Origin of the sequence: Acidovorax sp. Root275, assembly GCF_001428965.1 — a bacterium.
Classification (GTDB): Bacteria; Pseudomonadota; Gammaproteobacteria; order Burkholderiales; family Burkholderiaceae_C; genus Acidovorax; species Acidovorax radicis.
Genome location: NZ_LMJH01000010.1, coordinates 528099 through 550781, shown reverse-complemented (window position 1 = coordinate 550781; position 22683 = coordinate 528099). Strand labels below are relative to the sequence as shown.

Here is a 22683-nt window from a genome sequence, read left to right as displayed (position 1 = left end):
TGAAAAAAATGACTAGGTGTTATCTAGGTTGATCAGATAAAAAGCGGCATACCCTGCAAAAAAATCGGAGGAACTTCGTGCCAGATTCCTATGCGTACATCATCTCGAACAACAAGGTTGAACCGATCTTGGCGCGGGTTAGATCGGCTTCTAGGCCAGAGAGATTCAGCCAGCAAACTCTTGCGACCTGGGGGTTCACCGCATCTAATGATCGGGCAATGGTGTCCGTAATGAAGATGTTGGGATTCACCAGCGATTCTGGTGTTCCAACTGAAAGCTACGATCGGCTGCGAGACGTTAACGACTGGAGGTACGTCCTCGCAGAGAGGATCCGGATTGCTTATTCAGACTTGTTCGCTATCGACTCGAATATGAATGCTGCCCCGGAGGCAGAGGTCAAAGGAGCGATGGCGCGGATTACTGGCAAAGACGAGGAAAGTGTCGCGCGCTACTACGCCACCTTCAAGACGCTGGCTTCGCTAGCAAAGTTTGAACCGAAGCCGGTTAAGGCTGATGCTCCAAAATCGCCTCCGGCGGATGATCCCCAGCCTGCTCAGTCGCGAGTGAAAGCTGAGATTCCTTTGGAAGAGCCGATACATCGGCGGCGCTCCGAGTACCACTACAACATCCAGATTCATTTGCCGGTGACCACGGACATATCGGTTTACAACGCAATCTTCAAGAGCCTGAAAGAAAACCTCGGAATCTGAGGTCGTCATGAAGCAGTTTGTATTCAACGCGATGTTGGCAGAAAACTCACTTTCCCAGTTAAGTGAGCAAGGCATTTCGGTTCGAGGCAGCATTGCGACGCCCCCAACTATCAATGTTGCTGAGGCGGGTTTCAGTCCGCGCGTTGTCTATGAAGCAACGCAAATGGCCTCCGTTTTCATGGCATTTTTCTGTCTCGAAAACTCAGTGCGAGAACTGATTACTGAGCGGCTACTTGCCCGTGTCGGCACGGATTGGTGGGGGACATCGGTTCCCAACAAAATCAAACTTGCTGTAGAGAAGCTCAAGGACAAGGAGTCTGATGCGCGGTACCACACCCCACGTTCTGCAGCCCTAATCGGCTACACCATGTTCGGCAATTTGGGGCAAATCATCATCGCGAATTGGGAAAATTTTTCAGACCTCTTTCCAGATCAAGCCTGGGTTACCTCTCGCTTCAACGATCTCGAGATGTCGCGCAACATCATCATGCACACCGGTGTACTTCCACAGCTAGAGGTTGATAGGATCGAGAGCATCGTCCGAGACTGGATCAGACAGGTCGGGTAATACAGAGTGACTGGCCTCAGTAGCATCTTCTGTTCCAAGCGTTTTGCGCAGATGCCCCGTTGGATCTCAGATTGCATTCTTTGGCACCTTGATGGACGCAGAAACGCCCTCATTCACTTTGAGGCAGCATGCACTTAGTAGATTGGCCGGAATCTCTCAATAGTGTCTCGTGTTCTTGAGTCTGCTGCGAAGCGGGCCCCATTCTTTGCGGCGAGCTCATCCGCCCGCTGCAAGAACGCTTGCACCCCGATTCCATAGATAAACTGCATCGCCCCTCCCGTCCACGCCGGAAACCCAATCCCAAAAATCGACCCGATGTTCGCGTCATGCACGCTGGTCAGCACGCCTTCTGCCAGGCAACGCGCAGTCTCGATGGCCTGACGGTAGAGGAGCCGGTCCTGAATCTCCTGCACGCTCCATTCCACGCCGGGCTTTTCGAACAGGGGTTTCAACTCCGGCCACAGGTGCTTCTTGGCGCCTGCGGGGTAGTCGTAAAAGCCGCCGCCACCCGCGCGACCGGGGCGTTTCAGTTCCTTGACCATGCGCTCCACCAGCAGCTCGCCGGGTGTGGCGGTGTAGGTCTTGCCTTCGGCGGCGTAGTCGGCGCGGGTCTGGTCCAGCACGTGCACGCTCAGGGTCAGCGCGGTTTCGTCCAGCACGGCCAACGGGCCCACGGGCAGGCCGGCCTGCATGGCGGCGTTTTCAATGGCGGCGGCGGGGATGCCTTCGCCCAGCATGGCGGCGCCTTCCATCACAAAGGTGCCGAAGGTGCGGCTGGTGTAGAAGCCGCGTGAGTCGTTGACCACGATGGGCACCTTGCCCAGGGCCTGCACGTAGTCGAAGGCGCGGGCCACAGTTTCGTCATCGGTCTGTTTGCCGCGGATGATCTCCACCAGCTTCATCTTGTCCACGGGGCTGAAGAAGTGGATGCCGACAAATTTTTCAGGCCGGCTGCTGGCCGTGGCCAGGCCGCTGATGGGCAGCGTGGAGGTGTTGCTGGCAAAGAAGCCGCCGGGCGCGAGCTGCGGCTCTGCCTCTTGCGTTACTTTGGCCTTCAGGTCGCGACTTTCAAACACGGCTTCGATGATGAGGTCGCAGCCCGCCAGATCGGCCGCGCTGGCGGTGGGGGTGATGCGGGCCAGCAGTGCCTGTTGTGCCTCGGCCGTCATGCGGCCCTTGTCCACGCGGGCTTGGGTGAGGCGGGCAGAGTAGGCCTTGCCAGCTTCGGCCTTCTCGCTGCTCACGTCCTTGAGCACGGTGGCGATGCCCCGGCTGGCCTGGGCCCAGGCGATGCCCGCGCCCATCATGCCGGCGCCCAGGATGCCGACTTTTTGCGGCTTGTAGCGTGGCGCAGTACCAGGGCGTGACTTGCCGCTCTTGATCGCGTTCATGTCGAAGAAGAACGTGTTGATCATGTTGCGCGCCACGGGGCCGGTCATCAGGCGGGCGAGGTAGCGGCTTTCGATGCGCAGGGCGGTGTCGTAGTCCACCATGGCGCCTTCGACCATGGCAGCCAGTGCCGCCTCGGGCGCGGGGTAGCGGCCGCGCGTGGTCTTCTTGAGCATGGCGGGCGCGACGGTGAGGGCGCCTGCAATCTTGGGGTTGGCGGGCGTGCCGCCGGGCATCTTGTAGTTCTTGTCGTCCCACGGCTGCACAGCGTGCGGGTGGGTGGCGATGTGGGCCAGCGCGGCGGGCAGCAGTTGATCGCGCGTGGCCACCAGCTCGTGCACCAGTTGCAGCTCCAGCGCCTCGGCGGGGTTGAAAAGCTTGCCTTCCAGGATGTAGGGCTGCGCGCCCAGCAGGCCCAGCAGGCGCGTCATCTTGGTCACGCCAGTGGCGCCGGGCATGAGGCCCAGCGTGACCTCGGGCAGGCCGAACTGGATCTTGGCGTCGGCCACGGCGATGCGGTAGTGGGCGACCAGCGCCACCTCCCAGCCGCCGCCCAGCGCGGCGCCGTTGAGGCAGGCCACCACGGGGATTCCCAGGGTTTCGAGCGTACGGAAGTGCTTTTTCATGCGCTCGATTTCGCCAAACGCGTTGGGCGCGTCGGCCGGCGTGAGGCGCATGGTGGCCTTGAGGTCGGCACCCGCAAAGAAGCTGGTCTTGGCCGATGCCAGCACGATGCCTTTGAGCGCGGCGCCCAGGCGTTCGCGGTCGCCCAGCACCTGGGCCGTCACCTCGCCCAGCTCTTGCTGCCACTGGCGGCACATGGTGTTGACGGGGGAGTTGGTTTCGTCAAAGGTGATGACGGCCACCTGGCCTTCGGTGCCCTGGGCGGGGATGAGTTCGTAGCGGATGGTTTGCATGTTTTTGTCTCCTATTGCGGTGTCTTGATCTCGCGGCGGTGTAAGGCGGCTTGGTGATCGGTGTGCGCTGGCTTCGACGGGCTCAGCCCGAACGGGTGGGGGGTGCCAGGGCGTCAATATCACCCCCGCCCGTTCACCCTGAGCTTGTCGAAGGGTTGTCTTCGTGCCTTGGCTTCGACACGCTCAGCCCGAACGGTTCGGGGGAGTGCTCGGTCAGAGCCGCTCAACGATGGTGGCAATGCCCATGCCGCCGCCCACGCACAGCGTGGCCAGGCCATAGCGCTGGCCCCGGCGGTGCAGTTCGTCAATCAGGGTGCCGAGGATCATGGCGCCCGTGGCGCCCAGCGGGTGGCCCATGGCGATGGCGCCGCCGTTCACGTTGACCTTGTCGTGTGGCACGCCCAGCTCGCGCATGAAGCGCATGGGCACGGCGGCAAAGGCCTCGTTCACTTCAAACAGATCGATCTGGTCGATGGTCATGCCCGCGCGGGCCAGCGCCTTTTGGGCAGCGGGCACGGGGCCGGTGAGCATGATGGTGGGGTCGGCCCCGCTGAGTGCCGTGGCCACGATGCGCGCGCGCGGCGTGAGGCCGTGGGCCTTGGCGGCGGCCTCGTTGCCGATGAGCACGGCGGCTGCGCCATCCACAATGCCCGACGAGTTGCCCGCGTGGTGCACATGGTGGATGCGCTCCACCTGCGGGTAGCGCTGCAGCGCCACGGCGTCAAAGCCCATGCCGCCCAGTTGCTCGAACGATGCTTTGAGTGCGCCCAGGCCTTCGAGCGTTGTCTTGGGCTTGATGAACTCGTCTTCGGCCAGGATGGTCTGGCCGATGAAGTCGCGCACGGGCACGACCGAATTCTTGAAGTAGCCTGCTGCGCGCGCTGCCGTGGCGCGGCGTTGCGATTCGAGTGCGAAGGCGTCCACGTCGGCGCGGGTGTAGCCGTCCAGCGTGGCGATGAGGTCGGCGCCGATGCCCTGGGGCACGAACAGCGTGGCAGAGTTGGTGGCAGGGTCTTGCGCCCAGGCGCCGCCGTCGGAGCCGATGGGCACGCGGCTCATGCTCTCCACGCCGCCGGCCACCACCAGGTCCTCCCAGCCGCTGCGCACCTTCTGCGCGGCCAGGTTCACGGCTTCGAGGCCCGACGCGCAGAAACGGTTGACCTGCACGCCCGCACAGCGAAAGTCCCACCCGGCCTTGAGCGCCGCCACCTTCGGTAACACCGAGCCCTGTTCGCCCACGGGCGAGACGATGCCCATGACGACGTCGTCCACCGCCGCCGTGTCAAAGCGGTGGCGCGCTTGCAGCTCGGTCAGCAGGCCCACCAGCAGGTCGATGGGCTTGACCTCGTGCAAGGTGCCGTCCTTCTTGCCCTTGCCGCGCGGGGTGCGCAGCGCATCGAATACATAGGCTTCGGTCATGAATGGTCTCCGGTGGTTTCTCTAAACTTCAAGCAGTGCGGCGGTAAAGCAGCTGGGCTGGCTCACGCCACTACAAGGTGCTTTCTGACGCGGGTGCAGTGGTTTTTGCACTATCTTTCGGCAGTTGCTGTCTACATTTCTGGTTATGGAACGAAATACATACTCTGCATTGCCGCGTATCGCGCGCAGCGCTATCGAATACGACGACACGCGCGAAGGGTTTGCGCTGGAGCACCATGTCGTGCTGGCTGCATCCAGTGCGCTGGCGGTGGCGGCCTTCATGGCGCCCAGCCGCAGCTCGGCGGCCATTCGCGGCATTGGCGCAGGCTTGCTGCTGATGCGCGCGCTGAGTGGCAGCCAGGGTGTGCGCTCCTGGCTGAATGTCACCGACCGCCGCCCCGGTGCGCCGCTGAGCCCCGAAGAAGCCCGCGCCGCCTGGTACCTGTAGCGGCATTCGGCGTCCACTGCGGCGTGGTGCAGGGCGTCGGGCGCTGCGTTATTCACGGCGCGGTGCATTCCGTTATTTGCCCAGGCCCATGGCCCGCGCAATCACTTCTTTCATGATCTCGTTGGTGCCGCCATAAATGCGCTGCACGCGTGCATCGGCGTAGGCGCGCGTGATGGGGTATTCCCACATGTAGCCGTAGCCTCCAAACAGCTGCACACATTCGTCCATCACCTTGCATTGCAGGTCGGTCGTCCAGTACTTGGCCATGCTGGCGGTTTCTGTGTCGAGCTGGTCGCGCACGATCAGCTCACAGCACTTATCCACGAACACGCGGGCCACCTGCACCTGCGTTTGCAGCTCGGCCAGGGTGTGGCGGGTGTTTTGAAATGACGCCACGCTCTGGCCAAAGACCTTGCGCTGCTTGACGTAGTCCAGCGTCCAGTCAATGGCGGCCTGGGCGGCGGCCACGGCGGTGATGGCGATCTGCAGGCGCTCCCAGGGCAACTGCTCCATCAGACAGATGAAGCCGCGCCCTTCCATGGCGGGGCCGCCCAGCAGGTTGTCCACCGGCACCTGCACGTCGTTGAAGAACAGCTCGGACGTGTCCTGCGCCTTCATGCCCATCTTCTTGAGGCGCTGGCCTTTTTCAAAGCCGGGCATGCCGCGCTCCACCAGCAAAAGGCTGGTGCCCTTGGCGCCGGCCGCCGGGTCGGTCTTGGCGACCACGATCACCAGGTCGGCATGCCAGCCGTTGGTGATGAAGGTCTTGCTGCCGTTCAGCACGTAGTGTGATCCGTCCGCACTTTTGATGGCCGTGGTCTTGATGCCTTGCAGGTCGCTGCCCGCAGCCGGCTCGCTCATGGCGATGGCACCCACCACGGCGCCGCTGGCCATCTGCGGCAGGTACTTCTGTTTCTGGGCTTCAGTGCCGTAGTGCAGGATGTACGGCGCCACGATCTCGCTGTGCAGACCAAAGCCGATGCCGGTGGTGCCTGCACGCGCCAGCTCTTCCATCTGCGCCACCGAATACAGCTTGTCGGCCCCGGCGCCACCGTATTCCTCGGGCAGGCTCATGCACAGAAAACCGTTGGCACCCGCCTGGCTCCACACCTCGCGCGCCACATAGCCCTGGTCTTCCCAGGCGGCGTGGTGGGGCGTCACTTCCTTGTCGATGAAGCGGCGAAAGCTGTCGGCAAAGGCCTGGTGGTCGGGCTGGAAGAGGGTGCGTTCGATCATGGTGGGGCAACCAGGTTATTTATGCAAAGTTACTGCTTGGTTAAATTCTGCCACCGACTGAGCCCGGATGCACCCCCTGAAACGCAAAAGCCGCCCGAAGGCGGCTTGAAGGAGGCTGGTCAGGCGCTCATGGCTTGACGTAGTCGGAGACTACCTTCCACTTGCCGTCCGTGATCTGCGACAGGCGCGAAAGATCGCTGCCCAGGCGCTTTTGTGGGCCAAAGGTGCCCTCGGCGCTGCCGAACATGTCGGGCGGAATCACCATGGTGTCCATGGCCTTGATGAAGCTGTCGGTGCTCAGGTTGGGGCCTGCCTTCTGGGCCGCCTTGATGAAGGCGTCGATGGCGTTGTAGCCGTAGACCGAGAACACGGTGGGGTCTTCGTTGAACTTGGTCTTGTACTTGTTGGCCCAGAAGCGGATGGGCTGGCTGGCTTCATCCAGGTAGGGGTGTTGCACCGTCATGGTGGCGTACAGCCCATCCATGGGCTTGCCGCCCAGCTTGTGGATGAGGTCGGTGTAGGCGGCGCTGGAGCCCAGGAAGGTGGGGTTGAAGCCCGTCTTGCGCGCCTCGCCAATCGTGCCGATGGTCTCGCGGATGATGGTGCCCAGGATCACGAAGTCGCATTCGGACGACTTCATCTTGGCGACCTGTGAAGAGAAGTCGGTGGCGCCGCGCTTGTACGAGGTCTTCTCGGTGAAGTCCATGCCCATGGACTTGAGTGCCGCTTCGCCCCCGCGCATCACCTCCAGGCCAAACTCATCGTCCTGGTAGATGGTGCAGATCTTTTTCGCGCCTTTTTCCTTGATGAGCTTGGGCGCGGCGAGGCGGATCTGGTCGTAGTAGGTGGCGGCAAACGAATACTTGAGCTTGTGGAAGGGCTCGTACATTTCCCGCGCGGCTGTCACCGGGAAGAAGTTGATCACGTTCTTGCTGAACTGCACCGGCATGGCAGCCAGGTTTTGCGCGGTGCCGATGTGCGCGACCATCATGAAGATCTTGTCCTGGTTCACGAGCTTTTGCGCGGCCAACACGGCTTTCTTGGGGTCGTAGCCCGAGTCTTCCACCTTCAGGTCGAGCTTGCGGCCGTTGACGCCGCCTTGCTCGTTGGCCTCGTCCACGCGCAGCATCATGCCCAGCCGCACCTGCTTGCCAAAACCCGCCAGCGGGCCCGACAGATCCTGGATGGACCCCAGCGTGATGGTGTCCTTGCTCACGCCCTGGCTGGGCTGCGCCTGCGCAGCACCGCCGGCCATGGCCACGATGGCCAGCGCGGCAATGTGATGAAGTTTCATGGCACGTCTCCTTGAATGGATCAGTCGTTATAGAACGATGCCCGGGGTGGGGCACCAGCACTTTCCCTATGCCGCGCGCCACTTGGCGCACACCGCCTAGCGGTACATGGCCTCGATCTGCGGTGCGTACTTCTGCTGCACCAGCTTGCGCTTGAGCTTCATGGTGGGTGTCAGCTCTTCATCCTCGGCCGTGAGCTGTGTGTCGAGCAGGAAGAACTTCTTGATCTGCTCCACGCGGGCGAACTTGGCGTTCACGCGGTCGATTTCGCCCTGGATCAGCTCTTGCACCTCGCGCGTGCGGGTCAGGCTGGCGTAGTTGGAGAACGGCACGTCGTTGTCCTGCGCGTACTTCTCCACGTTCTCCTGGTCGATCATGATGATCACCGTGAGGTAGGGCAGCTTGTCGCCAATCACCACCGCGTCGGTGATGTAGGGGCTGAACTTGAGTTCGTTCTCCAGCTCGCTGGGCGTGATGTTCTTGCCGCCCGCCGTGATGATGATGTCCTTCATGCGGTCGGTGATGCGCAGGTAGCCATCGGCGTCGATAGCGCCCACATCGCCGGTGTGTAGCCAGCCATCGGGGTCGATGGTTTCAGCCGTCTTCTCGGGCTGGTTGAGGTAGCCCTTGAACACGTTGGGGCCGCGCACCAGGATCTCGCCCGTGGTGGGGTCGATGCGCACTTCGTTGTAGCTGGCCGCCGGGCCGATGGAGCCGGGCTTGATGCGGCTGGCGGGCACGCCGGTGGCGGCGCCGCAGGTCTCCGTCATGCCCCACACCTCCAGCATGGGCACGCCCAGGGCCAAGTACCACTTCACCAGTTCGGGCGAGATGGGGGCGGCGCCGGTGACGAGAAAACGCGCGCGGTGGATGCCGATGAGCTTGCGCACATTGTTCAGCGCCAGCCAGCGCGCCAGCTGGAACTGCAGCTTCAGCGGCCCGCCCACGGGCTGACCCGCCAGCACCCGATCTGCAATGCGGGTACCCACGCCGATGGACCAGGCATAGGCCATCTGCTGCATGCGTGTGGACTCCTTCAGGGCAATCATCACGCCGGAGTAGAACTTCTCCCACACGCGCGGCACGGCGGTGAACACAGTGGGGGCGATCTCGCGCACGTTCTCGGGCACGGTGTCGGGGTTCTCCACAAAGTTCAGGCGCGCGCCGGTGTACAGCGAAAAGTATTCGCCGCCCATGCGCTCGGCGATGTGGCACAGCGGCAGAAAACACATGGTCTCGTCGGCCTCGCTGCGCGAGATCAGCGTGTTGTAGCCGCGCACGGTGTAGGTGAGCGCGGCGTGCGTGTGCATGGCGCCCTTGGGCTTGCCGGTGGTGCCCGAGGTGTACACCAGAATGGCCAGGTCTTCGGGTCGGCAGGCCTTGACGCGCTGCATCAGCGCGTCGGGGTGTTGCGTATTCCAGGCCCTGCCCAGCTCGCGCAGGCCCGCAAGGCTCAGCACATCGGGGTCGTTCAGGCTGCGCAGGCCTTCCATGTCGAACACCACAATCTTGCGCAGCAGGGGCAGGCCGCCGCGCACTTCCAGCGCCTTGTCGAGCTGCTCGTCGTCCTCCACAAACAGCACCGTGGTGCGCGAGTCTTCGCTCAGGTAGTGCACCTGAGCCGCCGCGTCAGTGGGGTAGATGCCATTGGCTACGCCGCCGCAGCTCAGCACGGCCAGATCGGCCAGCACCCATTCGATGTTGGTGTTGGACAGGATGGATGCACATTCGCCGGGCGCAAAACCCAGCGACATCAGGCCGCCCGCAATCTCCCGCACGGCTTCGGCCGTCTGGTCCCAGGTCCAGCTCTTCCAGATGCCCAGCTCCTTCTGGCGCATCCACACGCGCGGGCCGCGCTCGGCCACGGCGTTCCAGAACATGGCGGCGATGGTGTCGCCCGCGAGCACGTCGGTGCCTGCGGGCTGGATGTGATCGAGGTCCCAGAGGTTAGACATTTGCGCTTATCTCCAGGTCTTCTTTTTCTTCCAGCGCCGCTCTCCGCGCACGCCGACATCTTTCATCCCAAGGTAGAACTCCTTGATGTCGTCCTTCTCGCGCAGGCGCTCGCAGCTGTCTTCCATCACGATGCGGCCGTTCTCCAGCACATAGCCGTAGTCCGATGCGTTGAGCGCCATGTTGGCGTTCTGCTCCACCAGCAGGATGGTGGTGCCGCGCTCACGGTTGATGCGCACCACGATCTCGAAGATCTCCTTGGTGAGCTTGGGGGACAGGCCCAGGCTGGGCTCGTCGAGCAGGATGAGTTCGGGGTTGGCCATGAGCGCACGCGAGATGGCCAGCATCTGCTGTTGCCCACCCGAGAGCAGGCCGGCGTCCTGCGCGGCGCGTTCCTTCAGGATGGGGAAGTAGCCATACACCGTTTCGATATCCCGAGCCACGGCGTCGGCATCGCTGCGCGTGTAGGCGCCCATGAGCAGGTTGTCGCGCACCGAGAGCAGCGCAAACACCTCGCGCCCCTCGGGCACATGCATGAGGCCCCGGCGCACGATGGCGGCTGGGTCGTTGGCGGTGATGTCGGCGCCCTGGAATTCGATGGAGCCCTTGCGGGGGTCGATGATGCCGCTGATGGTTTTCAAGATGGTGGTCTTGCCCGCACCGTTGCTGCCCAGCACGGCGGCGATCTCACCCCGTCGCACCTGCAGGCTCACGCCCCGGATGGCTTTGATGGGGCCGTAGGCGCTTTCCACGTTCTGCAGGCGCAGCAGGGGCTGGTCAACCGCTGCTGCAGTTGGTGTGTGGACGGCTGCAAGTACGGCGCTCATGCCCGAACCCCCAGGTTGGAACCCGCCGGGCGGCGCAGGTTGCTCACATCGTCGATGGTGCCCAGGTAGGCCTCGATCACCCCGGGGTGCGACTGCACCTCGCGCGGCGTGCCCATGGCCACCACCTCGCCCTGGTTCATCGCCAGCACGCGGTCGGACACCTTGGAGACCAGCGACATATCGTGCTCCACCATCAGCACGGTGATGCCCAGCTCGTGCTGGATGTCCTGGATCCAGAAGGCCATGTCGTCCGTCTCCTCCACGTTCAGGCCCGACGATGGCTCGTCGAGCAGCAGCAGTTGTGGCTCGGTGCACAAGGCGCGTGCCAGCTCCACCACCTTGCGCACGCCGTACGGCAGGCCGGCCACCATGGTGTCGCGGTAGTGCTGCAGGTCGAGGAAGTCGATGACCTGCTCGGCCTTCTCTCGGGCGCGGATCTCCGCATCGCGCACCTTGCGGGTAAAGAGCATGTCGGCCCACAGGCCCGTCTCGCGGCGGGTGTGGCGGCCGATCAGCAGGTTGTGCAGCACGCTTGCGTGCTCGAAGAGTTCGATGTTCTGGAAGGTGCGCGCAATGCCCAGGCCCGCTACCTTGTGCGGTGGCTGGTCGGTCAGCGGCAGCAGGGCGCCGCCCGGGCCCGCGTAAGCGATGGTGCCGGTGGTGGGCGTGTAGATGCGGCTGATGAGGTTGAACACCGTGGTCTTGCCCGCGCCGTTGGGGCCGATGAGGGTGAACACCTCGCCACGGCGCACATCGAAGCTCACGTTGTTGACCGCCAGTACGCCGCCAAAGCGCACGCTGAGGTTCTGGGCGCTGAGAAGTAAATCAGAGGTGTTCATGGGCAAAGCAGCGTTGGTCATTCACTGTTCCATGGGATGAGTGCACGGCCGTTGAAACCGGCGTGCCCCGAGCCAGTGCCCCCGCGCNCCCCTCCCGACTCGCGCAGCGAGTCGAGAGAGGGGGAAGGCGCGAAGCGACTCAGGGGGTGTTTCATTTCAACCTGTCCGATTTCTGGAACGACTTCTGCCGCTTGAACAGGCCCTTGCGGTAGAACGGGAACATCTGCAGCCAGGTGCGCACCTTGAGCCAGCGGCCATACAGCCCCATGGGCTCGAACAGCACAAACGCGATCAGCACGACGCCGTACACCACCGCCTGCAGGCCGGGTGACTGGCCGATGGAGTCCGGCAGCCAGTCCTTGCCCAGGGAGATGAGCTGTGGCATGGAGATCAGGAAAATTGCGCCCAGAAAGGCGCCATGCACCGAGCCCAGCCCGCCGATCACGATCATCAGCAGCAGGTCGATGGACTGCAGGATGTTGAACTGGTCGGGCGAGATGAACTGCAGCTTGTGCGCATACAGCGCGCCGCCCACGCCGGCCAGCGCCGCCGAGATCGAGAACGACAGGGTCTTGTAGCGCGCCAGGTGGATGCCCATGCTCTGCGCGGAGATCTCTGAATCACGGATGGCGACAAACGCGCGGCCCGTGGGCGAGCGCAGCAGGTTCAGGATGGCCAGCGTGCTGACCACCGCAATCACGAGGCACAAAAAGTAGAACGACTCCGTGGTCTCGAACGAGTAGCCCGCGATTTGTGGCGGTACCAGGTGCTTGCCGGAGTTGCCGCCGGTCACCGACTCCCAGCGCGCAAAAACTTCTTCCACAATGAACCCGAACGACAGCGTGGCCATGCCCAGGTAGATGCCCTTGACGCGCAATGCGGGCAGGCCTACCACCACGCCCACAGCGGCTGACAGCCCCGCCGCGCAGGCCAGCGACAGCGCAAACGGCCAGCCCATGCCCGTGAGCACGGCCTGCGTATACGCCCCCACGCCCAGAAACGCTGCGTGCCCCAGCGAGAACAAGCCGGTGAAGCCCGCCAGTAGCATCAGCCCCAGGCCCACGATGGCGTAGATGAGCACAAAGGTGAGCTGCGCCAGCCAATACTCCGGCGCCACCCAGGGCGCGGCGACCAGGGCCAAGCACAGCAGGCTGTACCAGAACACATGCCCGCCATGCTTGGCGAGGCGAATGTCTTGCTCGTACGAGGTCTTGAAGAGAAAGCGCATGGGTCAGACTTTCTTTCTCAGCTTCTCGCCGAACAGTCCGTTGGGTTTGACCATCAGCATGATCAGCACCACGATGTACGCGGCCGTGTCCTTGAACCCATCGGGCAGATAGAAGCCCGAGAGCGATTCGACGATGCCGATCACCAGTCCGCCGACGATGGCGCCCGGCAGGCTGCCAAAGCCGCCCACCACAGCGGCCGGGAAGGCCTTGAGGCCGATCAGCCCCATGTTGGCGTGCACGAAGGTAATGGGCGCCAGCAGCAGGCCTGCCACCGCCGCCACGGCGGCGGCCAGGCCCCAGGCCAGACCGTTGAGCCGCTGCACCGGAATGCCCATGTAGTAGGCGGCCAGCTGGTTCTGCGACGACGCCTGCATGGCGATGCCCAGCTTGCTGTAGCGGAACATGGCAAACAGCAGCACGCACAACACGCCCGTGGCACCGATCACCACCAGCTGCTCGGCGTTGAGCACCAGTGCACCGAGGCGAAACGACAGGTCCTTGTAGGGCACGGGCAGCGTGTGAGTTTCCGTGCCGATGTTGGGGATCATGGTCACCAGCCCACGCAGCACGTAGCCGATGCCGATGGTGAGCATGACGATGGAGAAGGCGGGCTGGCCCAGGATGGGACGGATCACGGCGCGCTCCAGCACCACGCCAAAGCAGCCCATGGCCAGGATGCTGGCGAGCACGGCCACCCAGAAGGGAAAGCCCAGCACCGTCATGAGCGCGAGGCCGCAGAACGCGCCCAGCATCATGAGTTCGCCCTGGGCAAAGCTCACGGTCTCCGTGGCTTTGTAGATAAGCACGAACCCGAGCGCGATCAGCCCGTAGATGCATCCCTGTGAGACACCGCTGATCAACAGTTGCACAAATTGCACACTGGCTCTCCAGAATAAGTGATACGCAAAGCGGGTAAGAGCGGGGCATATGCCTTGTGGGCATGTGCCAGGTGCATCGTTGCTTGCGCAGGTCCTGCAGAATATTTTTGCAAAGCGATTGCTTTGCATAAATAATGGTGCACGCGTGCTGTGCATACCGCACTCGGGGCTAACCCTGATGGGGTGGGCGAGCGGGTAGCGGCGGATATTGACGCAGCGCTGCACCCTGCGCAATAGGAGTAACGTCGGGTGGGGGAACAGGTTCTGAGCACAGGGCCACAGGAGAGCCGCATGTCCGTAGAGGTTGAAACGCAAGGCGGTGTCACGCTGGTGACATTGCGCCGGCCTGATGTGCGCAACGCGGTGGATGCCGACACCGCCCGCGCGCTGCATGCGGCCTTCGTGGCTTTTGAGCACGATGAAAGTGCCGATGTGGCGGTGTTCCAGGGCGCTGGCGGGCATTTTTGTGCGGGCTGGGATCTGCAGTCGGGCGCGCGCTTGCTGGCCGACGGCGTCGCCCCCGAGGCGCTGGCAGAGACGCTCGACTTCCCTCCCGACGTGGTCCATCCGCCGGGGCCTATGGGACCGAGCCGCCTGCATCTGTCCAAGCCGGTGATCGCCGCAATAGAGGGCGCCGCCGTGGCCGGCGGCATGGAGCTGGCGCTGTGGTGCGACCTGCGCGTGATGGCGGAGGACGCGTACCTGGGCGTGTTCTGCCGCAGGTTTGGTGTGCCGCTGATCGACGGCGGCACGGTGCGCTTGCCACGCCTCATTGGGCTGTCGCACGCGCTGGACCTGATCCTGACGGGGCGCAAGGTGGAGTCGGCAGAAGCCCTGCGCATGGGGCTGTGCAACCGGGTGGTGCCTGCAGGACAGGCGCTGGATGCAGCCCTGGCGCTGGCCCGCGAAATCGCGGCCTTCCCGCAGGCCACGTTGCGCGCGGACCGCGCCAGCGCGCTCGCCGCTGGAGGCCTGCCGTTACAGCAAGCCTTGCTGCAGGAATGGGCCGGTGGCCGCGAATGCCTGGCCGAAGCACTGCGCGGTGCCTCGCGTTTTGCCTCGGGGCAAGGGCGCCATGGCCAGTTTTAGATAAAAATGGCCGCTGGCGCTTATCTAATAAGCGTACACAGCTACAAAATCAGGAGTAACTGGATGGTTTCGATTGCACGCACCATCCGGTATTGACCCCCAGGAGACCCATGAGCAAGTCCATCGCCACCCCACCCCCACAAGCCTTTGAGCCTGAGTTCATCGCCGGGCTCAAGTCCATTTTTGAAGAAAAGATTGTGTTCAACCAGGTGCTGGGCCTCAAGATCACCTCGCTGGCAGCCGATGGCGTGGTGGGCCGCATCGACATGAAGCCGGACCTGGTGGGCCACTACGCCTACAACCGTATTCACGGAGGCGTGATCAGCGCCGGGCTCGACGCCATGGGCGGTCTGGCGGTGATGGCCGCCATTGGCGCCAAACACCTGGACGAAGCCCCCGAGCAGCGCCTGCACCGTTTTGCCAAGCTGGGCACCATCGACCTGCGCATCGACTACCTGCGCCCCGGTATCGGCAGCCATTTCGAGCTGCGCGCGCAGGTGCTGCGCCTGGGCTCGCGCGTGGCAACCACGCGCATGGAGTTTCTGGGGCCGGATGGGCAGATCATGTCGGCGGGGGCTGCGGCTTATATAGTGTCCTAGTCCAGCTGTCCCCCGGGCCGCCTGCGGCGCCTTCCAGCAAGGGTGACGCCAGCAGCGGTGGCTTGGCCAATCCAGTTCCACGGTGGCCCTGGCCTTGGGGAGCGCCAGTTGCCTGCGTCGTGCCCGATTTCGCCCCACCATGCCGGGCAAGTTCGGCGCCGGGCTGTGGCACACGCTGGATGTGTGATCCCGCAAGCCTTGCAAGCGCATGCTACGAGCGAACCGTTTGGTTACCGTTCTTGCGTAACGAAGGCATCTTTCACGGGGCGCGGTACCTACGATGACTCTCTTTTCAAGGAGATCTGATGGCCGTGCAAAACCCCTTCTTTGGCAAGCGTGAACCCGAGTCGTTCCAACCCCGTAGCAGCACCACTTCAGGCTCCGTATTGGGGGGCTCGGCAGCGAGCAGTTCTGCGGCTGCACAGCCGGTGGCCAGCCCGGCAGTCCCCAAGGCCGCCAGCAGCAGCGACAGCTCGGGCAGCAAGCTCACGGTGGGCCCGAACATCAAGCTCAAAGGCGTGGAAATTACCGATTGCGACACCCTCGTGGTCGAAGGCACGGTCGAAGCCACCATGGATTCGCGCGTGATCCAGATCTCGGAGCATGGTGCCTTCAAGGGCTCGGCCGAGATCGACATTGCAGAGATCCACGGCGAGTTCAACGGCACGCTCACCGTGCGCCAGAAGCTGGTGATCTACAGTACCGGCAAGGTCAACGGCAAGATCCGCTACGGCAAGCTGGTGGTGGAAGAGGGCGGCCAGCTGGCGGGTGAGATCGAAGCCGGCTTTGCCAATGGTGTGTCCTTGTCTGGCGCGCAGCGCACGTCCTCGGCGCCGCTGCGGGCAGAGCCTGCAGCCATGGCCGCCTGATCGGCGCTGCCTCCACAAATCGACAAATTCGCAGGCACCTGCGGCGGCCCGGTTTGGCGGGTGGCCCGGGTGCCTGTTGCCGTCTGCGTCGGTGGAAAAAGGGATGGGCTATGTGGTGCGAGGGTGGACGGCGCCGGCATGAGGACTGGACCTGGTCCGGCACGGAAACATCTTTGTAGAATTTCCGCAGCCCTTCTCCACTTCCACACGCGCCCCCGCGCGCCATTGCCACCATGACGCGAGTCCTCCTTGCCGCGTGCCTCCTCCTGGCTTCGCAGGGCGCCTGGCCGCAGGCTGAGTCCTCTGAGCCGGTGCGGCGCACCCGGCAGCCTGTGCAGCTCGACGCGGCACAGACCCCCGTGCCCGCACCCCCCGCAGCAAGCCCCCTCACCCCGTTTGTGGATGCCCATGTGCACCTCAACAGCCTGCCGATGCAACTGGAGTTGATGGCACGCTGGGGGGCCAGCCATGCGGTGGTGTTCTGGGGCGGGCGCAGCAGCAATGAATCGGTGGCCGAGGCCGCGCGCCAGCACCCCGGCGTGTTGATCCCGTTTGCGTCGATATCGCCCGAACGCACGGCGTACCGCCCACACTGGGAGCAGCACAGCGACGAGCTGCTGAAACAGCTGGACGCCATGCTCGCGACCGGACTTTACAAAGGCATTGGCGAGATCTCGGTGGCGCATTTCCCATCCGCCGGTTTCGCCGAGACGGACTTCGGCGTGACCGGCCCGATGATGACCGGCATCCTGGAACTGGCCCGCAAGCACAAGGTGCCGGTGATGGTGCATGTGGAAAACACGCGCATGGCAGAGCTTTCGCAACTGCTGCAGCGTTTCCCCGATGTCTCGGTGATCTGGGCGCACGGCGGGTACACGCCGCTGTTCCTGGCGCGGCGCATGCTGGAGCAGCACCCCAATCTTTACTATGAGCTGAGTGCGCGCACCTGGCCGCACCATCCCCGCTCGCCGGACTACACCATCCTGCGCGACGGGGTACGGGTCTGGCCCGAGTGGCTTGAGCTCATCGAGCAGAAACCCGGGCGCTTTCTGGTGGGCACCGATGCCAGCCACCGCTCTGCGTCGAGCGACGACATGAAGTACGCCAGCGTGCAGGGGTTTCTGGTCCAGCTGTCGCCGGCCGCGCGCCAGCAGGTGGCGCGCGACACGCTGATGCGGCTCGTGGGCCTTGGCCCCTGAGAGCCGTTCAATGGGGGAACGTGCGCCGCCCGGCTTTCAAGAGGATGGGTTTGGTGTGTGTTTGGGGACGGGGCGGGGGCGCCCATGGTCGTCGATGGCCACATACGTCAATCGGGCCTCGGTCACCTTCACATACCGGCCCTGGTCGGTAAACCGTTCGGCATATACCTCCACCTCCACGGTGACCGAGGTATTGCCCACCCGTGTGATGGACGAGAAGAACGACAGGATGTCGCCTACGCGCACGGGCTGCTTGAAGATGAATTCGTTGACCGCCACCGTGGCCATGCGGCCCTGGATGTAGCGCGCGGGCAGCACCGAGCCCGCCAAGTCCACCTGCGCCATCACCCAGCCGCCAAAGATGTCGCCATTGCCATTGGTGTCGGCGGGCATGGGGATGACCTTGAGCACCAGCTCCTTGTCGGTGGGTAATGCGGCGGGTGGCGGGCTGAAAACGGCGGACATGGGCACAATCTCGGTTGGGGCTGAGCCAATCCTTGGGGAAACCGGTGGTTTCGCAAGGGGCTTGCGCCCTGCAAAAACCACCTGGGCATCAGCCGGGTCGGTAAAAACAACAACCGGAATTGTCCCCCATGCGCCACCACGGCGAAACTGCCCCCACCGCTCCCAGTGCCACCGCCAGTGGCACGGCCGCCAGCCCTGTGCCGGTCCCGTCCGACTGGGCCACCTTGCACCGGCTTTTGCCCTACCTGTGGCAATACAAGTGGCGCGTGATTGCCGCCATCGTGTTCATGATCGGCGCCAAGTTCGCCAATGTGGGTGTGCCCATCCTGCTCAAGACGCTGGTGGATGCCATGAGCTTCAAGCCCGGCGATCCCGCTGCGCTGCTGGTGGTGCCGGTGGGGTTGCTGGTGGCCTATGGCGGCCTGCGGCTGTCCACCTCGTTTTTTACCGAGCTGCGCGAACTGGTGTTCGCCAAGGCCACGCAGGGCGCGGCGCGCTCGATTGCGCTGCAGACCTTTGAGCACCTGCATGCCCTGAGCCTGCGGTTTCACCTGGAGCGGCAGACCGGCGGCATGACCCGCGACATCGAGCGCGGCGTGCGGGGCATCGAGTCGCTGATCTCGTTCACGCTGTTCAATGTGGTGGCCACGCTGGTCGAGGTGGTGCTGGTGCTGTCGGTGCTGGCCATCAAGTTCGACGCTTGGTTTGCGTGGATCACGCTGGCGGCGCTGGCGCTGTACATCACCTTCACGGTGCTGGTGACCGAGTGGCGCACGCAGTTCCGCCGCGAGGCCAACGAATTCGACTCGGCCGCGCACTCCAAGGCCGTGGATTCGCTGCTCAACTACGAAACGGTCAAGTATTTCAACAACGAAGGCTTTGAGGCCCGCCGCTACGACGAAAGCCTGGAGCGCCTGCGCCGCGCGCGGCTCAAGAGCCAGACCACGCTGTCCCTGCTCAACACGGGGCAGCAGCTCATCATTGCTGCCGGGCTGGTGGCCATGCTTTGGCGGGCCACGCAGGGCGTGGTCGATGGCCGCATGACGCTGGGCGACCTCGTCATGGTCAACGCCTTCATGATCCAGCTGTATATCCCGCTCAACTTCCTGGGCGTGATCTACCGCGAGATCAAGCAGAGCCTGACCGACCTGGACAAGATGTTCACGCTCATGGACAAGGAGCGCGAGGTGGCCGATGCGCCTGGGGCCTTGCCCCTGGCCGGGCTGGACCAGTCCACCGTGCGCTTCGAGGACGTGCACTTTGCCTACGATGTGCGCAAGGGCGGCGACCTCCGCAGCGGCCGCCCCATCCTGCAGGGCATCAGCTTCGAGATCCCGGCGGGCAAGACCGTGGCCGTGGTCGGGCCCTCGGGCTCGGGCAAGTCCACGCTGGCGCGGCTGCTCTTCCGCTTCTACGACATCCAGCAGGGCCGCATCACCATTGCGGGGCAGGAGATCCGTGGCGTGACACAGTCGAGCGTGCGCCAGGCCATCGGCATCGTGCCGCAAGACACGGTGCTGTTCAATGACACCGTGGCCTACAACATCGCCTATGGCCGCCCTGGTGCCAGCCAGGCCGAGGTGGAGGCCGCCGCGAAGTCTGCCCGCATCCACGACTTCATTGCCAGCACACCCAAGGGCTACGGCACCATGGTGGGTGAGCGCGGGCTCAAGCTGTCGGGGGGCGAAAAGCAGCGCGTGGCCATTGCGCGCACCTTGCTCAAGAACCCGCCCATCCTGATCTTTGACGAGGCGACCTCGGCGCTCGACTCGGCCAACGAACGCGCCATCCAGGCCGAGCTGCAGAGCGTGGCGCAGAACAAGACCACGCTGGTGATCGCGCACCGCCTGTCCACCGTGGTGGACGCGCATGAAATCTTGGTCATGGATGCTGGCCGCATCATCGAGCGCGGTACGCACGCCCAACTGCTGGCCCAGCGCGGGCGCTATGCCAGCATGTGGGCATTGCAACAAGAAGCTCCCCTGGATGTGGCTCCCCCTGAGTCGCCTTCGGCACCTTCCCCCTGAGGGGGACGACGGCCTTTGCTGCGGGGTAGCCCTTGCTGGCCGTCCTCGCCATAGCGCCGCGCCAGTTTTACGGCGTCACTCCGGGACACTTTGGGGGGACTGAGATTTCGTTCCTCATTGCATTCGCTCTTTCAATTTGACCTTCTCATCCCTCCCATGAAACCTGTCCTGCTCGCCCTCATGTTCCTCTCCGAAGAACACTGCGCCCAGCTGTCGCAGTCGTTCGATCTGATCTACACCCCCGATGCCCCTCAGGCCGCAGCGGCCATTGCCACACACGGCGAACGCATCACGGCGGTGCTGACCATTGGCTCCACGGGCTTGAGCGTGGCGCAGATCGACGCGCTGCCCCGGTTGTCACTGATCTGCGCGCTGGGCGCGGGTTACGAGAACATTGCCGTGCAGCACGCCAAGGCGCGCGGCATTGTGGTGGCCAACGGTGCGGGCACCAACGACGACTGCGTGGCCGACCATGCCTGGGGGCTGCTGATTGCTGCGGTGCGTGGCATCCCCAAGCTCGACCAGCTCACGCGGGAGGGTGTGTGGCGCACGGCGCTCCCGCTGCCGCCCAACGTGTCGCACAAACGCCTTGGCGTCATCGGCCTGGGCACCATTGGCAAGAAGATCGCGCAGCGCGCGCTGGGCTTTGAGGTGGAGGTGGGTTACCACAACCGCAGCCCGCGCACCGATGTGCCGTACACCTACTTTGCCGATGTGACGGCGCTGGCGGCCTGGGCGGATTTTCTGGTGGTGGCCACGCCGGGTGGAGGGGGTACGCGGCACCTGGTCAACGCCCAAGTGCTCAACGCCCTCGGCCCGCGTGGCTATGTGGTCAACATCGCGCGCGGCAGCGTGATCGACACCCAGGCGCTGGCGTTGGCGCTGAAGGACGGACGCATCGCCGGTGCGGGCCTGGATGTGTATGAGAGCGAGCCCGCGCCTCCGGCCGAACTGGTGGCGCTGGACACCGTGGTGCTCACCCCGCACGTGGCCGGCTGGTCGCCCGAAGCCGTGCAGGCGTCGGTGGACCGGTTTGTGGAGAACGCGCGCCGGCACTTTGCGGGCGAGGCGCCAGTCTCACCTCTCTAGAATCTGAGTCTAAATGGCCGTTAGCGCTTGATGTATAAGCGCAGGTAGCTATTAAATCAGGAGTAATCGCGATGTCGCTGGATGTAGATGCCTTGCAGGCGCGGCTGCGTGCTTTTGCGGCAGAGCGGCATTGGGAGCCGTTTCACACGCCCAAGAACCTGTCCATGGCGCTCATGGTGGAGGCGGCTGAGCTGGCCGAAATCTTCCAGTGGATGACACCAGAGCAGTCGCTGGCGGCGCGCGATGACCCGGCGCTCACAGAACCCGTTGCCGACGAGGTGGCCGATGTGCTGCTGTACCTGCTGCAGATCGCCGACCACGCGGGCGTGGACCTGGCGCAGGCGGTGGAGAACAAGCTGCGCAAGAATGCCGTCAAGCACCCGGCGCCGCGCGTTGTGGATCCGGCCTTGGACAGTCGTGAAATTTGAGGGTAAAGTGCCTCTGGCGCTTTTCTGATAAGCGCTAATTGCTATCAATAGTGAAGCAGTTGGCTTGAGACAGGCTATCGTCCAACGCACATGAAAAGCCCCGCCGCAGCGGGGCTTTTTGGGGCTTTGCCGAATCAGCGTTGGGTTTACTGCTTGCGCGCCGCAATCGCCTTCTCGGCCGAGGTCACGAGGTCAGCGCCGATCTGGCCCTTCCACTTGTCGTACACGGGGCGTGTGGCCTTCACAAAAGCGGCGCGCTCGGCAGGGCTCAGCTGGGTCACCGTCACGCCCAAAGCGCCGATGTCCTTGAGCAGCGGCTTGTCGGCCTCGATCACGCCTTTGCGGGCCAGGGCGATTTCTTCCTTGCCGGCGTCGATGGCAGCCTGCTTGACGATCTCGCGGTCGGCGGGGGTCCAGGATGCCCAGATGTCCTTGTTGACGACAAAGATCAGCGGGTCATTCACGTAGCCCCACAGCGTGATGTGTTTTTGCGCCACGCTGTGCAGCTTGGCGGCGGTGAAGATCGACAACGGGTTTTCCTGTCCGTCCACGGCGCCGCTGGCAAATGCGGGCTGTGCATCGGCCCAGCTCATTTGTGTGGGGTTGGCGCCCAGCGCGGTGAAGGTGTCCAGGAACAGGGGCGAGCCCACCACGCGGATCTTCAGGCCCTTCAGGTCTTCGGGGGTCTTGATCGCCTTCTTGGAGTTGGAGATTTCGCGGTACCCGTTTTCACCCCAGGCCAATGGCACCACACCCGCCTTGTCCAGCGTGGCAAAGATGCTCTTGCCCACGTCGCCCTGCGTCACCGCGTCCACAGCGGCGTAGTCGGGGAACAGGAAGGGCAGCGAGAACAGGTTGAGCTGCTTGACCTGGGGCGACCAGTTGATGGTGGAGCCCACGGCCATGTCGATCACGCCCTGGCGCAGCGCTGAAAATTCGCGCGTCTGGTCGCCCTGGATCAGCGAGACGCCGGGGTACAGCTTGATGTTGATGCGGCCGCTGGTGCGCTCGCGGACCTTGTTGGCCCACAGCTCGCCGCCCTTGCCCCAGGGGAACGCAGGGCCCAGCACCAGCGACATGCGGTATTCGCTCTTGTACGCGGTTTGCGCCATGGCGGCGGGTGCGGTGAAGGCCAGCGCTGCGGCAGCAGCCGCGGCGGAAGTGAGGAAGGTGCGCAGTTTCATGGTGTCAGTCTCCTTGTAGAAATTAGTCC

Annotated in this window: 21 protein-coding genes; 10 read left to right on the top strand and 11 right to left on the bottom strand. The window is 63.8% G+C overall.

Features of this window, described 5'->3' with window-relative positions:
- Positions 1 to 77: 77 nt before the first annotated feature.
- Both ASE52_RS21850 and ASE52_RS21845 read left to right on the top strand, forming a co-directional pair.
- Positions 78 to 710, top strand: a complete 633-nt coding sequence (locus ASE52_RS21850) for a DUF5343 domain-containing protein (protein ID WP_140426313.1) — start codon at positions 78 to 80, stop codon at positions 708 to 710.
- Between the two features lie 7 nt (positions 711 to 717).
- Entirely contained in the window at positions 718 to 1278 is a 561-nt protein-coding gene (locus ASE52_RS21845; protein WP_140426312.1) for a Swt1 family HEPN domain-containing protein, read from the top strand.
- Positions 1279 to 1412: 134 nt separating this feature from the next.
- Here ASE52_RS21845 and ASE52_RS21840 read toward each other — a convergent pair whose 3' ends face one another.
- Positions 1413 to 3584, bottom strand: coding sequence for a 3-hydroxyacyl-CoA dehydrogenase NAD-binding domain-containing protein (locus tag ASE52_RS21840; protein ID WP_057229169.1), 2172 nt, complete (start codon positions 3582 to 3584; stop codon positions 1413 to 1415).
- Between the two features lie 213 nt (positions 3585 to 3797).
- Positions 3798 to 5003, bottom strand: a complete 1206-nt coding sequence (locus ASE52_RS21835) for an acetyl-CoA C-acetyltransferase (protein WP_057229167.1) — start codon at positions 5001 to 5003, stop codon at positions 3798 to 3800.
- Positions 5004 to 5148: 145 nt separating this feature from the next.
- On the opposite strand from ASE52_RS21835, the gene ASE52_RS21830 reads away from it, so the two are divergent.
- On the top strand, positions 5149 to 5451 hold the full coding sequence (locus ASE52_RS21830; protein ID WP_237707203.1) for a hypothetical protein: 303 nt from the start codon (positions 5149 to 5151) through the stop codon (positions 5449 to 5451).
- A gap of 72 nt (positions 5452 to 5523) precedes the next feature.
- Here the strand turns inward: ASE52_RS21830 and ASE52_RS21825 are convergent, their stop codons facing one another.
- From ASE52_RS21825 to ASE52_RS21795, 7 genes are all read right to left on the bottom strand, one after another.
- On the bottom strand, positions 5524 to 6687 hold the full coding sequence (locus ASE52_RS21825) for an acyl-CoA dehydrogenase family protein (protein ID WP_056059377.1): 1164 nt from the start codon (positions 6685 to 6687) through the stop codon (positions 5524 to 5526).
- Between the two features lie 127 nt (positions 6688 to 6814).
- Positions 6815 to 7981, bottom strand: a complete 1167-nt coding sequence (locus ASE52_RS21820) for an ABC transporter substrate-binding protein (protein ID WP_057229165.1) — start codon at positions 7979 to 7981, stop codon at positions 6815 to 6817.
- 96 nt (positions 7982 to 8077) lie between these two features.
- Positions 8078 to 9934 carry a long-chain fatty acid--CoA ligase gene (locus tag ASE52_RS21815; protein WP_057229163.1) on the bottom strand — a complete coding sequence of 619 codons (1857 nt, stop codon included), beginning with the start codon at positions 9932 to 9934 and terminating at the stop codon, positions 8078 to 8080.
- A gap of 6 nt (positions 9935 to 9940) precedes the next feature.
- Positions 9941 to 10759 (bottom strand): ABC transporter ATP-binding protein, encoded by an 819-nt coding sequence (locus ASE52_RS21810; RefSeq protein WP_057229161.1) that lies wholly within the window; start codon positions 10757 to 10759, stop codon positions 9941 to 9943.
- Positions 10756 to 11598, bottom strand: coding sequence for an ABC transporter ATP-binding protein (locus tag ASE52_RS21805; RefSeq protein WP_241777074.1), 843 nt, complete (start codon positions 11596 to 11598; stop codon positions 10756 to 10758). The genes ASE52_RS21810 and ASE52_RS21805 overlap by 4 nt, the downstream gene beginning before the upstream one ends.
- A gap of 151 nt (positions 11599 to 11749) precedes the next feature.
- Complete coding sequence (locus ASE52_RS21800) at positions 11750 to 12826, bottom strand: branched-chain amino acid ABC transporter permease (protein ID WP_057229158.1); 1077 nt, start codon at positions 12824 to 12826, stop codon at positions 11750 to 11752.
- Between the two features lie 3 nt (positions 12827 to 12829).
- Positions 12830 to 13705 (bottom strand): branched-chain amino acid ABC transporter permease, encoded by an 876-nt coding sequence (locus ASE52_RS21795; RefSeq protein WP_056059365.1) that lies wholly within the window; start codon positions 13703 to 13705, stop codon positions 12830 to 12832.
- A 291-nt stretch (positions 13706 to 13996) separates the two neighbouring features.
- Between ASE52_RS21795 and ASE52_RS21790 the strand changes: the two genes are divergently transcribed.
- The 4 genes from ASE52_RS21790 (at position 13997) to ASE52_RS21775 (ending at position 17461) form a co-directional block, all read left to right on the top strand.
- Positions 13997 to 14794 (top strand): crotonase/enoyl-CoA hydratase family protein, encoded by a 798-nt coding sequence (locus tag ASE52_RS21790; RefSeq protein WP_057229156.1) that lies wholly within the window; start codon positions 13997 to 13999, stop codon positions 14792 to 14794.
- 110 nt (positions 14795 to 14904) lie between these two features.
- Positions 14905 to 15393 carry a thioesterase family protein gene (locus ASE52_RS21785; protein WP_010462479.1) on the top strand — a complete coding sequence of 163 codons (489 nt, stop codon included), beginning with the start codon at positions 14905 to 14907 and terminating at the stop codon, positions 15391 to 15393.
- Between the two features lie 305 nt (positions 15394 to 15698).
- Positions 15699 to 16262: a polymer-forming cytoskeletal protein gene (locus ASE52_RS21780; protein WP_010462478.1), complete on the top strand. Its 564-nt coding sequence runs from the start codon at positions 15699 to 15701 to the stop codon at positions 16260 to 16262.
- A gap of 233 nt (positions 16263 to 16495) precedes the next feature.
- A complete protein-coding gene (locus ASE52_RS21775; RefSeq protein WP_057229154.1) occupies positions 16496 to 17461 on the top strand; it encodes a TatD family hydrolase in 966 nt (321 codons plus the stop codon).
- A gap of 36 nt (positions 17462 to 17497) precedes the next feature.
- On the opposite strand, the gene ASE52_RS21770 is transcribed toward ASE52_RS21775, so the two are convergent.
- Complete coding sequence (locus ASE52_RS21770; RefSeq protein ID WP_010462475.1) at positions 17498 to 17926, bottom strand: acyl-CoA thioesterase; 429 nt, start codon at positions 17924 to 17926, stop codon at positions 17498 to 17500.
- Positions 17927 to 18054: 128 nt separating this feature from the next.
- Here ASE52_RS21770 and ASE52_RS21765 point away from each other — a divergent pair, with 128 nt between their 5' ends.
- The 3 genes from ASE52_RS21765 to ASE52_RS21755 all read left to right on the top strand — a co-directional run bounded on the left by ASE52_RS21765 (position 18055) and on the right by ASE52_RS21755 (position 21470).
- A complete protein-coding gene (locus ASE52_RS21765; protein ID WP_057229153.1) occupies positions 18055 to 19953 on the top strand; it encodes an ABC transporter ATP-binding protein/permease in 1899 nt (632 codons plus the stop codon).
- A gap of 156 nt (positions 19954 to 20109) precedes the next feature.
- The gene (locus tag ASE52_RS21760) at positions 20110 to 21042 is read left to right on the top strand and encodes a 2-hydroxyacid dehydrogenase (RefSeq protein ID WP_057229151.1); all 933 of its coding nucleotides are present in this window, start codon (positions 20110 to 20112) and stop codon (positions 21040 to 21042) included.
- A 71-nt stretch (positions 21043 to 21113) separates the two neighbouring features.
- Positions 21114 to 21470 (top strand): nucleotide pyrophosphohydrolase, encoded by a 357-nt coding sequence (locus ASE52_RS21755; RefSeq protein ID WP_198928144.1) that lies wholly within the window; start codon positions 21114 to 21116, stop codon positions 21468 to 21470.
- A gap of 146 nt (positions 21471 to 21616) precedes the next feature.
- On the opposite strand, the gene ASE52_RS21750 is transcribed toward ASE52_RS21755, so the two are convergent.
- A complete protein-coding gene (locus tag ASE52_RS21750) occupies positions 21617 to 22654 on the bottom strand; it encodes a DctP family TRAP transporter solute-binding subunit (protein WP_057229149.1) in 1038 nt (345 codons plus the stop codon).
- Between the last annotated feature and the right edge of the window lie 29 nt (positions 22655 to 22683).

Coding starts and splice junctions, on each gene's coding strand:
- ASE52_RS21775 (WP_057229154.1), top strand. CDS start 16,496: ATGACGCGAGTCCTCCTTGCCGCGTGCCTCCTCCTGGCTTCGCAGGGC.
- ASE52_RS21820 (WP_057229165.1), bottom strand. CDS start 7,981: ATGAAACTTCATCACATTGCCGCGCTGGCCATCGTGGCCATGGCCGGC.
- ASE52_RS21765 (WP_057229153.1), top strand. CDS start 18,055: ATGCGCCACCACGGCGAAACTGCCCCCACCGCTCCCAGTGCCACCGCC.
- ASE52_RS21805 (WP_241777074.1), bottom strand. CDS start 11,598: ATGAACACCTCTGATTTACTTCTCAGCGCCCAGAACCTCAGCGTGCGC.
- ASE52_RS21800 (WP_057229158.1), bottom strand. CDS start 12,826: ATGCGCTTTCTCTTCAAGACCTCGTACGAGCAAGACATTCGCCTCGCC.
- ASE52_RS21750 (WP_057229149.1), bottom strand. CDS start 22,654: ATGAAACTGCGCACCTTCCTCACTTCCGCCGCGGCTGCTGCCGCAGCG.
- ASE52_RS21825 (WP_056059377.1), bottom strand. CDS start 6,687: ATGATCGAACGCACCCTCTTCCAGCCCGACCACCAGGCCTTTGCCGAC.
- ASE52_RS21780 (WP_010462478.1), top strand. CDS start 15,699: ATGGCCGTGCAAAACCCCTTCTTTGGCAAGCGTGAACCCGAGTCGTTC.
- ASE52_RS21790 (WP_057229156.1), top strand. CDS start 13,997: ATGTCCGTAGAGGTTGAAACGCAAGGCGGTGTCACGCTGGTGACATTG.
- ASE52_RS21845 (WP_140426312.1), top strand. CDS start 718: ATGAAGCAGTTTGTATTCAACGCGATGTTGGCAGAAAACTCACTTTCC.
- ASE52_RS21835 (WP_057229167.1), bottom strand. CDS start 5,003: ATGACCGAAGCCTATGTATTCGATGCGCTGCGCACCCCGCGCGGCAAG.
- ASE52_RS21840 (WP_057229169.1), bottom strand. CDS start 3,584: ATGCAAACCATCCGCTACGAACTCATCCCCGCCCAGGGCACCGAAGGC.
- ASE52_RS21760 (WP_057229151.1), top strand. CDS start 20,110: ATGAAACCTGTCCTGCTCGCCCTCATGTTCCTCTCCGAAGAACACTGC.
- ASE52_RS21785 (WP_010462479.1), top strand. CDS start 14,905: ATGAGCAAGTCCATCGCCACCCCACCCCCACAAGCCTTTGAGCCTGAG.
- ASE52_RS21830 (WP_237707203.1), top strand. CDS start 5,149: ATGGAACGAAATACATACTCTGCATTGCCGCGTATCGCGCGCAGCGCT.
- ASE52_RS21810 (WP_057229161.1), bottom strand. CDS start 10,759: ATGAGCGCCGTACTTGCAGCCGTCCACACACCAACTGCAGCAGCGGTT.
- ASE52_RS21755 (WP_198928144.1), top strand. CDS start 21,114: ATGTCGCTGGATGTAGATGCCTTGCAGGCGCGGCTGCGTGCTTTTGCG.
- ASE52_RS21815 (WP_057229163.1), bottom strand. CDS start 9,934: ATGTCTAACCTCTGGGACCTCGATCACATCCAGCCCGCAGGCACCGAC.
- ASE52_RS21770 (WP_010462475.1), bottom strand. CDS start 17,926: ATGTCCGCCGTTTTCAGCCCGCCACCCGCCGCATTACCCACCGACAAG.